Origin of the sequence: Noviherbaspirillum denitrificans, assembly GCF_002211445.1 — a bacterium.
GTDB lineage: Bacteria > Pseudomonadota > Gammaproteobacteria > Burkholderiales > Burkholderiaceae_D > Noviherbaspirillum > Noviherbaspirillum denitrificans.
Genome location: NZ_LSTO01000001.1, coordinates 2,381,503 through 2,389,042 on the forward strand (window position 1 = coordinate 2,381,503; position 7,540 = coordinate 2,389,042).

Sequence of the window (7,540 nt, forward strand, 5' to 3'; positions counted from 1 at the left end):
GCCTTTGAAAAAACGGCGCACCACGACGTAAAACACCGGCACCAGGAAAACGGCCAGCACCGTCGCTGTAATCATGCCGCCCATCACGCCGGTACCGATCGCACGCTGGCTGGCCGAACCCGCGCCGGTCGCAATCACCAGCGGCAGCACGCCGAGGATGAAGGCGAGCGAGGTCATCACGATCGGACGGAAGCGCAGCTTGGCGGCTTCGAGCGCGGCGGTCACTGCGTCCTTGCCTTCGGCCTGCAAGTCCTTCGCGAACTCGATGATCAGGATCGCATTCTTCGCCGACAGGCCGATGATGGTGATCAGGCCGACCTTGAAATAGACGTCGTTCGCCATGCCGCGCATCGACACGCCGAGCAGCGCGCCGAGGATGCCGAGCGGCACGACCAGCATCACCGACAGCGGGATCGAGGTGCTTTCATACAGCGCGGCCAGCACCAGGAACACGGCGAGCAGCGACAGTGCCATCAGCATCGGCATCTGCGCGCCGGAGATCTGCTCTTCGCGCGACTGGCCGGTCCATTCGAAGCCAAAGCCAGGAGGCAGCTGCGACACGAGCTTTTCCATTTCGGCCATCGCTTCGCCGCTGCTGTGACCGGGCGCGGCCTGGCCGGCGATTTTCATCGCCGGATAGCCGTTGTAACGCACCACCTGCACCGGGCCGGTGATCCACTTCAGCGCGGTGAAGCTTGCCATCGGCACCATCTCGCCGGCGACATTACGCACATAGAGCTGGCGCAGGTCTTCCGGCTGCATGCGCTGCGCCGGTTCGGCCTGCATGATCACGCGCTGCTGGCGGCCCTCGTTCGGGAAGTCGTTCAGGTAGGACGAGCCGAGCGCAGCGGTCAGCGTGGCGTTGATGTCGGCAAAAGCGACACCGAGCGCGCTGGCCTTGTCACGGTCGACGTCGACCTGCAATTGCGGCGCGTCTTCCAGCCCTTCCGGACGGACGCCGGCGAGGACCGGGCTCTTGGCCGCCATGCCCAGCAACTGGTTGCGTGCAGCGAGCAAGGCGTCGTGGCCGCGGCCGGCGCGGTCCTGCAGGCGGAAATTGAAGCCGGTGGCGTTACCCAGCTCCGGGATCGGCGGCGGATTGAGCGCGAACACGATCGCGTCCTTGATCCGCAGCAGCACACCCATCGCCTTGCCTGAAATCGCATCCGCGGTATTGGCCGCGTCGCGCTCGCTCCAGTCCTTCAGTGGAACGAAGGTAATGCCCGCGTTCTGGCCGCTGCCGGAGAAGCTGAAACCGGTGACGGCGACGGTATGCGCAACGCCCGGCTGCTTCAGGAAATAGCCTTCCACCTGCTTGACGACATCGAGCGTACGATTGGCGCTGGCGCCCGGCGGCAGCTGGATGTTGGTCAGGATGTAGCCCTGGTCTTCGTTCGGCAGGAACGAAGCCGGCAGGCGCATGAACAGCAGCCCTACACAGGCGACGATGACGCCGTAGACCAGCATGTAACGCGTGGTCTTGCCGAGCATGCCGACCACGATGCGCTGGTAGCCGTTGGTGGTGCTGTTGAACTTGCGGTTGAACCAGCCGAAGAAGCCTTTCTTTTCATGGTGATGCCCGGCTTCAACCGGCTTGAGCAGGGTCGCGCACAAGGCCGGCGTGAGGGTCAGCGCCATCAGGGCGGAGAAGGCCATGGACGCCACCATCGACAGCGAGAACTGGCGATAGATTGCGCCGACGGCGCCGCCGAAGAAAGCCATCGGGATGAACACCGCGATCAGCACCAGCGTGATGCCGACGATGGCGCCGGTGATCTGGCCCATTGCTTTTCTCGTTGCGGCTGCTGGCGGGAGGCCTTCCTCGCTCATGATGCGTTCCACGTTCTCGACGACCACGATGGCATCGTCGACCAGGATGCCGATCGCCAGCACCATGCCGAACATGGTCAGCACATTGATCGAGAAGCCGAACGCATACATCGCGGCGAAGGTGCCCATCAACGCGACCGGCACCACGATGGTCGGGATCAGCGTATAGCGGATGTTTTGCAGGAACAGGTACATCACCAGGAACACCAGCAATACTGCTTCGAGCAGCGTCTTGACCACTTCCTCGATCGAGATCTTCACGAACTTGGAGGTGTCGTAGGGGATGTCGTATTGCACGCCGGCGGGGAAGTACTTTTGCAGTTCTTCCATCTTTGCGCGGACGAGGCTGGCGGTGCCGAGCGCGTTCGCGGTCGGCGAGAGCTGGATGCCGATGGCCGAGGATTGCTTGCCGTCGATGCGCGCGGACGTGGCGTATGCCTGGCCGCCGAGTTCGACGCGGGCGACATCGCGCAGGCGGATGACCGAGCCATCGGTGTTGGCGCGCAGCACGATATTGCCGAACTGTTCCGGGTTCGACAGCTGGCCGGTGACAACGATGGGCGCGGTCACCTGCTGCGTGCCGGGGGACGGCAGTTCGCCCAGCGTGCCGGAGGCGACCTGCGCGTTCTGTGCGCGGATTGCATTGGCGATGTCCGAAGGCGTGAGCTTGAAGCCGACCAGTTTGTCCGGGTCGATCCAGATGCGCATCGCACGCTCGGTGCCGAACAGGATCGCTTCGCCGACGCCGTCGACGCGCTTGATTTCATTGAGCACGTTGCGCGACAGGTAATCGCCCAGCGCGACCGGGTCCATGCTGCCGTCCTTCGACGACAGGGTGACCACCATCAGGAAGTTGCTGCGCGCCTTGGTGACCTGCACGCCTTGCTGCATCACGGACTGCGGCAGGCGCGATTCGACGCGCCGCATGCGGTTCTGCACTTCCACCGCCGCGAGGTCGATGTTGGTGCCCGGCTTGAAGGTGGCGGTGATCTGCGCCTGGCCGTTGCCCTGGCTCTGGGACTCCATGTACTGCAGTCCGGGTGCGCCGTTCAGTTCCTGCTCGATCAGGCTGGTGACGCTGTTCTCGAGCGACTGCGCGGTGGCGCCGGGATAGGTCGCGGTGACCACCACCGACGGCGGCGCGATAGTTGGATATTGCGCGACAGGCAGTCCGGTGATGGACAGCGCGCCGGCGATCAGGATGAAGATGGCGAGCACCCAGGCGAACACCGGGCGTTCAATGAAAAATTTTCCCATTCGCTTGCTCCCTTATTGTTTGACCGGTTGTGCCGGGTTCTTCGTTGCGGCTTGCATCACCGGCGGCTGGCCGGCCGGCTTCCACGGGACGGCATTGACAACGGCACCGGGCGGGGCTTTCTGGAAGCCTTCGACGATGACGCGTTCGCCGGACTTCAAACCCTCGCTGACGATCCATTTGTCGCCAATGGCGGTATCGGCCCTGACCGGGCGCGGCGCGACCTTGTTGTCCTGGCCGACGACCATCACGACCGCGGCATCGGCATTGCGCTGGACGGCCTGTTGCGGCACGGTGAGCGCGTTTTCCTGGACCGCCTGCTCGACGCGCGCGCGCACGTACATGCCGGGCAGCAGGAAGCGTTCCGGATTCGGCACGACGGCGCGCAGGGTAATTGCGCCGGTGCCCGGGTCGACGGTCTGGTCGGAGAACAGCAGCTTGCCGGCGTGCGCGTAGATCTCGCCGTCTTCCATCACGATGCTGACCTTGACCTCATCCTTGCCTGCCTTCTGCAATTTGCCGTCGCGCATCGCGCGCTGCAGTTTCAAGGCTTCGGAAGCGGGCTGGGTAATGTTCACGTACAGCGGGTCAAGCTGTTGGATGGTAGCCAGCGGTGTTGCCGCTCCCTGGCCGACGAGCGCGCCCTCGGTGACAAGCGCGCGTCCGATGCGGCCGGAAATCGGCGCATTGACGGTGGCGTAGCCGAGGTTCAGGCGCGCGGTGTCCAGCGTCGCTTTGGCTGATGCCACATCGGCGGCGGCCTGTTTCTGCGCGGTCAGGGCATCGTCATATTCCTGCTTGCTGATGGCATTGGTCTCGACCAGCGGCTTGTAGCGCTGCGCCTTGAGGGTGGTCTGTGCAAGATTCGCCTCGGCTTTTGCCAGCGCGGCCTGCGCGCTGTTGGCCGTTGCCTGGAACGGCGCGGGGTCGATGCGGAACAGGACATCATTTGCCTTGACTTCGGCGCCTTCGCGGAAGATGCGCTGGGTGACGATACCGGGCACGCGGGCGCGCACTTCAGCCACGCGGGTCGCTTCGAGGCGGCCGGGGAGTTCGTTGGTCAGCGCCACGCGTTCAGGCGCAACGGTGACAACCGACACTTCCGGTGGCGGCATGCCGCCCGGTGCCTGGGCCTGGGCGCTGCGAATCTGCTCTCCGCAGCCGGTAAGGGCCGCTACGGCAAGGACGATAGCGGCAATGGAGGCGTTCTTTTGATATGCAGTCATGGAATTCTGGGAGAAAAGTTATTGAAAAGCACCTTTTTGCTGGCCTTGACCTTCTGGGCACGGTACCTTTTCGCTTCAACAGGGGTATTATACATACGTGCGTGCATGTATGTTTGTATCGGCGTGTGTCGTAATGTTTTTGCAAGGAAACAAAGATGGCGAGGAAAACGAAGGAAGAAGCGCTTGAAACGCGCAACCAGCTGCTGGATGCGGCCGAGGACGTGTTCTATCGGCTCGGTTACGCCCGCACGACGCTGGACGCAGTCGCCGAAGCCGCCGGCATGACGCGGGGCGCGATTTACTGGCACTTCAAGAACAAGAGCGATCTTTTCAATGCCATGTGCGACCGCGTGCATTTGCCGATGGAGCAGCTGGCAGAGTCCGTCAATCAGGAGAAGACGGGCGATCCGCTGCATCACATGCGCAACGTCGCCGTGTTCTTCCTGAAGGAATGCGAACAGAATGCGCACTTCCGCAAGATCATCGAGATTCTCTGGAAGAAGACCGAGTTCGTGGACCCGGCGGATGTCATGTACATCCGCCAGCACGAGGCGGCGTTAAACGGACGGGAGCATATCCGCAAGTCGCTGGTGCGGGCGGTAGAGACACAGCACCTGTCCGCCGACACGGATATCCGGCTAGCGGGCGTGCTTTTGCAGGCAAGTATTGAAGGGATTTTGCAGAACTGGCTGCTGGCACCGGATTACTTTTCGCTGGCCGAGGAAGCCGAGCGCTTGGTCGATGCGTGCTTTGATGCGATCCGGCACTCTCCCAGGCTGAGAAAATCGCCGCAGAATTCGTAGGGTGCGCACGGCGCACCCTACTTTTTTCTTCGGATTAATTTAGAGCTTGAAGCTGCCGACCACCGTATTCAACCCGCCCGCCTGCTCCTTGAGTGCACCGGCCGCCGCCGCTGCCTCTTCAACAAGCGCCGAATTCTGGAGCGTCACCTCGTCCATGTGAGCGAGGCTCTGGTTGATCTGCTCGATCTCGGAAGTCTGCTCCGCGCTGGCGGCGCTGATGTCGGCGACGATTTGCGCGACGCGGTTGGCGCTCGCCACGATCTCGCCGATCGTTTCGCCGGTGCGATGCACGCGCTCGGCGCCCTCTTCCACCTTGGCCGCCGATTCGGCGATCAGTCCGTTGATTTCGCGTGCCGCTGTCGACGCCCGCTGCGCGAGGCTGCGGACTTCGGCGGCGACGACCGCGAAGCCGCGCCCGTTTTCGCCGGCGCGCGCCGCTTCCACGGCGGCATTCAGCGCCAGGATATTGGTCTGGAATGCGATGCCGTCAATGACGCTGATGATGTCGACGATCTTCTTCGAAAAGGCGCTGATCGCTTCCATCGTCCCCGTCAACTCGCTGACCGCCTCCCCGCCCTTGCCAGCGAGGCCGGACGTGGACGTCGCCAGCAGGTGCGCCTGGCGCGCGCCCTCGGCATTGTGCTTCACCCGCGCGGTCAACTCTTCCATCGTGTCGACAGTCCGGCGCAGCGATTGGGCCTGCTGTTCCGTGCGCTCGGACAAATCCTGGTTGCCGGCGGAGATTTGTTCCGATGCCACCATGATCGAATCACTGGCGTCGCGGATGCGCGTCACGACATCGGTGAGCTTGTCTTCCATGTCGCCGAGGCCTTGCAGCAAGCGGCCGAATTCGCCGCCCCGGTCGCTCTCGAACTCCTGGCTGAGATCGCCGGACTTCACGGTTTCCGCGATCAGCACCGCTTCTTCGAGCGGGCGCACCGTCGACGCGACAAGCCAGGTCGAAAAGCCGATCGCCGCCAGGATCGCGGCCACGCCGCCGGCGGCCATACATGTCGTCACTGTCGAGATGCGGCCGGCGATGGCCACTGCGTCGGGATTCGACGTGCCGGCACGACCGATCCACTGTCCGATGTCCCCGAGCAGGTTGACGCCGAGTGCCATGGCGCCAAGGCTCAGGATTATTACTGACCCAAATGCAAATGCTATACGCGTGCTGATTTTCAAATCATCAATCACCATCCCCTCCCCTTGATTTGTAGGGTGCGCCACGCGCACCGGTGCGCGGGACGCACCCTACTTTTTTATATGTACGGACTGCCAGTAAAAAAGGCACCTCGCGGTGCCTTTTTCCGTCGTCGTCATTCGACGAACGCTTCCTCTCGTTTCTTCCGCAACGCTGGCATGAGCACAACCGCCATTGCCGCAGCCGCCAGCACCAGCATGGTGGCCGAGATCGGACGCTGCAGGAAAACCATCGGATCGCTGCGCGACAGCAGCAGCGCACGGCGCAGGTACTCTTCCATCATCGGACCGATGATGAAGCCCAGCAGCATCGGCGCGGCTTCCATCTCCAGTTTCGAGCAGATGTAGCCGAACAAGCCGAAGCCCGCCATCAGGTACACGTCGAAGTCCGCGTTGTTCAGCGAGAACACACCGATTGCGCAGAACACCAGGATGCCGGGGAACAGGAAGTGATACGGCACCATGATCATGCGCACCCACAAGCCGATCATCGGCAGGTTCAGCACGATCAGGAAAAAGTTGCCGATCCACATCGACGCGATGATGCCCCAGAACAGCGCCGGCTGTTCCGTCACCACCGCCGGTCCCGGCTGGATGCCCTGGATGATCATGGCGCCGATCATCAGCGCCATCACCGGGTTGGACGGAATACCGAGGGTCAGCATCGGGATGAAGGACGTCTGCGCGCCGGCATTGTTTGCCGATTCCGGTGCGGCCACGCCTTCGATCGCGCCCTTGCCGAACTGCGCGGAGTTCTTCGATACCTTCTTTTCGACGGAGTAGGACACGAAGGACGCGAGCATTGCGCCGCCGCCGGGCAGGATGCCGAGCAGGGAACCGATGCCGGTGCCGCGCAGGACAGGCGCGATGATGCGCTTGAAATCATTCCTGTCCGGCATGAGGCGGCCGACCTTCATGGAGAGGACCGAACGCGTCTCTTCGTGCTCCAGGTTGGAGATGATTTCACCCAGGCCGAACATGCCCATCGCAACGACGACGAAGTTGATGCCGTCGGCGAGTTCAGGCAGGTCGAAGGTGAAGCGCGGCGTGCCCGAGTTGACGTCGGTGCCGACCACACCCAGCAGCAGGCCGAGCACGATCATGCCGATTGCGCGCAGCAGCGAACCGTGTGCGAGGACGACGGAAGCGACGAGACCGAGCACCATCAGCGAGAAGTATTCGGCGGGGCCGAAGGTCAGTGCCAGTTCAGCCAGCGGCGGGGC

At 63.0% G+C, this 7,540-nt stretch carries 5 protein-coding genes; 1 reads left to right on the forward strand and 4 read right to left on the reverse strand.

Annotated elements, in window-relative coordinates; genetic code table 11:
* Positions 1-3,087 (reverse strand): efflux RND transporter permease subunit (locus AYR66_RS11645; protein ID WP_088709766.1); only part of this gene is annotated, 3,087 nt, incomplete at its 3' end.
* A gap of 12 nt (positions 3,088-3,099) precedes the next feature.
* Positions 3,100-4,311 (reverse strand): efflux RND transporter periplasmic adaptor subunit, encoded by a 1,212-nt coding sequence (locus AYR66_RS11650; RefSeq protein WP_088707619.1) that lies wholly within the window; start codon positions 4,309-4,311, stop codon positions 3,100-3,102.
* 155 nt (positions 4,312-4,466) lie between these two features.
* Between AYR66_RS11650 and AYR66_RS30400 the strand changes: the two genes are divergently transcribed.
* Positions 4,467-5,114 carry a TetR family transcriptional regulator gene (locus AYR66_RS30400; RefSeq protein WP_088707620.1) on the forward strand — a complete coding sequence of 216 codons (648 nt, stop codon included), beginning with the start codon at positions 4,467-4,469 and terminating at the stop codon, positions 5,112-5,114.
* A gap of 39 nt (positions 5,115-5,153) precedes the next feature.
* Here the strand turns inward: AYR66_RS30400 and AYR66_RS11660 are convergent, their stop codons facing one another.
* Both AYR66_RS11660 and AYR66_RS11665 read right to left on the reverse strand, forming a co-directional pair.
* The gene (locus AYR66_RS11660) at positions 5,154-6,236 is read right to left on the reverse strand and encodes a methyl-accepting chemotaxis protein (protein WP_088707621.1); all 1,083 of its coding nucleotides are present in this window, start codon (positions 6,234-6,236) and stop codon (positions 5,154-5,156) included.
* A gap of 197 nt (positions 6,237-6,433) precedes the next feature.
* Positions 6,434-7,540, reverse strand: a 1,107-nt coding sequence (locus tag AYR66_RS11665; protein ID WP_088709768.1) for a tripartite tricarboxylate transporter permease, incomplete at its 5' end; no start/stop codon positions are given.